This is a genomic window from Sneathiella sp., from assembly GCF_029233945.1.
Classification (GTDB): domain Bacteria; phylum Pseudomonadota; class Alphaproteobacteria; order Sneathiellales; family Sneathiellaceae; genus Sneathiella.
This window is the reverse complement of the sequence record NZ_JARGOQ010000111.1, coordinates 1-2385: the sequence shown is the minus strand read 5'-3', so window position 1 is coordinate 2385 and position 2385 is coordinate 1. Positions and strand designations below refer to the sequence as shown.

Here is a 2385-nt window from a genome sequence, read left to right as displayed (position 1 = left end):
CTAATGCGGCAGGGGGCGGAAATGTTCGACGAGATAGTCGATAAAGACGCGCACCTTGGGGGAGAGGTTTCGTTTGTCGGAATAGACGGCGAAGATGTCGGAGGCCTCTTCCTCATAATCGGGGAGGAGGGTGATGAGGCGGCCCGCCGCGATGTCCGGCTCCACCAGGTAAGAGGAAAGCTGCGCAATGCCGAGCCCGGCGAGGGTCGCGTGATAGACGGCATCGGCGCTGTTGGCGTCGAAATTGCCCGTGGCGGCGAAGGTCCAGGTCTCATCGCCGCGCTTGAAATGCCAGTCATTCCAATGGGATACCGTTGAAATTCTAAGGCAGTTGTGATTTTTAAGATCCGTCGGCGTCTCCGGTGTGCCATGAACCGCAATATAGGAGGGCGCGGCGCAGAGAAGGCGCTTGCTGCTCGCCAGTTTGCAGGCGACGAGCGATGTGTCGGTGATTTGCTCCGGGAAGCGGATGGCAAGGTCAAAATCGGAGTCGGAGAGGTCGATATGGCGGTCGGTCAGTTCCAGCTCGACCTTCAGCGCGGGATAATTGGCGGTAAAGGCCGGCATTAGCGGCATCAGGCAGGCTTTTCCGAAGGCAACGGTTGTAGCAATCCGCAAGTTCCCCTGCGGTCGGCCGCTGAAAGATTGCGCCAGCTCTTCCGCGCGGTGCACTTCGGCGGAAATCTGCGCGCAGCGCTCATAAAAGCTGCGCCCCTCCAGCGTGGTGGAGACCTGCCGCGTTGATCGATTGAGCAATCGCACGCCAAGCCGATCTTCCAGATGGCTGATCTGCTTACTGACGGCGGATGGCGTGAGGCCAAGACTGCGCGCGGTAGCCGAGAAACTGCCGTGATCCACCACATTGGCGAAAAGGATCATCTGACTGGCGATATCCATGGGCTCGTGTCCCTATCTATTCCTCTCAGGCAAAGCTGCTATGACGAGATTTGCTCTTCTCAAATGATGCATCGCAGCATATTTATTGCAGTGCAGCATATATATGGCTGCAGAATATCTTTTTCGCAAGAGTAAAAGAGGAAATTTCGATGAATGATTTGTTTCAAGACAAAACGGATAGAAATATCACACTTGCGGACATCGATCGCGGCATTCGGGAGGCGCGGCGGCTTAGAAGTGAAGAAATTCACCGGCTGTCAGGAGTTGCCAACATGTGGGTCCGCAAAGAATTTAACGAGCTTGCCCAGGCTGGCAAGCGGCTCGGGGTCTGGGTGATCCATAAATTGGAAACCATGACTGCCCGGCATCAGCAAACGCGGGTGCATTATGACTAATCCCGTAAACACGGCGCTTTTGCAGCCCCGGCACGGCTTTCTTACGCCGATTTACCGTGAGTTGCGCCCGCTGGAGCACTATCTCCTGCAGGATCATCTGCTCCGGCTCAGCCCGGAAAGCCGGGCGCTTCGCTTCGGCAATCCTGTGTCCGAGCGGATGATCGAGAACTACTGCCGGAATGAGGGTCGGCTAATGCCGATCATCTGCGGTGCCTTTATCGGGGATACGCTCCGGGGGGTGGTTGAACTCCGGTTTGATCCGGATATGCCGCGCGATATCGCCGAACTTGCCATCAGCGTCGAGGACGACTGGCAGGATATCGGCATCGGCACCCGGCTGATGGAGCTCGCGCACAGCTGCGCGCGGGATAACGGGATTGTCCGGCTTGAGGTGAATTTTCTGCCCCACAATGCGGCAATGCGCCGTCTTGCCTGGAAGTTCGGTGCCGGTTTCTCCCACCAGACAGGTCTGACAAAGGGTGTTTTCATCCTGCCGGACCCGACCTTTGCGGTTGTCGCCGGGTCCAAGCGACCGCAATAGCTCTTGTCTGGTGACCCCGTCCGCCACTCAACCTGTCATCCCTTAGTAAAGGGTCGACTGCTGGCGGGCGGGGAGCCCGGCGTCATAGGTTTCCGCATCGAAACCGGGCTTGGCCGCCTTCGTCATCTGGCCTGCCGACGGCACGTCGCCCTTGGTAACGTTGGCAGTCGGATCCCAGAGTTTCGCGCGTTTCAGCGCCCGCGCGCACTGGAAATAGACGGCGTCGATCTCCATCCGCAGGACTGAGCGTGGCACCGTGACGTCAACCTTAAAGCTTTGAACTAATTCAGGTTCTGTTGTGATGAGCGCGCGGCCGTTAATCCGCAGGCATTCCTCGATCCCGGGGATCAGGAAGAGAAGCGCGACACGCGGGTCAGCAACGATATTGCGCAAGGTATCGATACGGTTATTGCCGCGCCGGTCTGGAATGGCGATATGCCGGTCATCGAGAATACGAAAAAGCTGACCGTGCAGATCGCCGCGCGGGGAGCAATCAAGCCCGTCCGGCCCGCAGCTTGCGAGCGCGAAAAAAGGCGCCCGCTCGATCCATTG

General features: G+C 58.1%; 4 protein-coding genes. 2 read left to right on the top strand and 2 right to left on the bottom strand.

The features are described 5' to 3' along the window. On the bottom strand, positions 1-897 hold the full coding sequence (locus tag P1U71_RS17885; RefSeq protein ID WP_301107033.1) for a LysR family transcriptional regulator: 897 nt from the start codon (positions 895-897) through the stop codon (positions 1-3). A gap of 149 nt (positions 898-1046) precedes the next feature. On the opposite strand from P1U71_RS17885, the gene P1U71_RS17880 reads away from it, so the two are divergent. Then, positions 1047-1292, top strand: coding sequence for a hypothetical protein (locus P1U71_RS17880; RefSeq protein ID WP_301107032.1), 246 nt, complete (start codon positions 1047-1049; stop codon positions 1290-1292). Continuing rightward, a complete protein-coding gene (locus P1U71_RS17875; RefSeq protein WP_301107031.1) occupies positions 1285-1833 on the top strand; it encodes a GNAT family N-acetyltransferase in 549 nt (182 codons plus the stop codon). The genes P1U71_RS17880 and P1U71_RS17875 overlap by 8 nt, the downstream gene beginning before the upstream one ends. 42 nt (positions 1834-1875) lie before the next feature. Here the strand turns inward: P1U71_RS17875 and P1U71_RS17870 are convergent. Beyond that, on the bottom strand, positions 1876-2385 hold a 510-nt coding region (locus tag P1U71_RS17870; protein ID WP_301107030.1), incomplete at its 5' end, for an MSMEG_1061 family FMN-dependent PPOX-type flavoprotein.

Excerpts from the sequence above, each read along its gene's own strand:
- P1U71_RS17885 (WP_301107033.1), bottom strand. The coding sequence starts at position 897 with ATGGATATCGCCAGTCAGATGATCCTTTTCGCCAATGTGGTGGATCAC.
- P1U71_RS17880 (WP_301107032.1), top strand. The coding sequence starts at position 1,047 with ATGAATGATTTGTTTCAAGACAAAACGGATAGAAATATCACACTTGCG.
- P1U71_RS17875 (WP_301107031.1), top strand. The coding sequence starts at position 1,285 with ATGACTAATCCCGTAAACACGGCGCTTTTGCAGCCCCGGCACGGCTTT.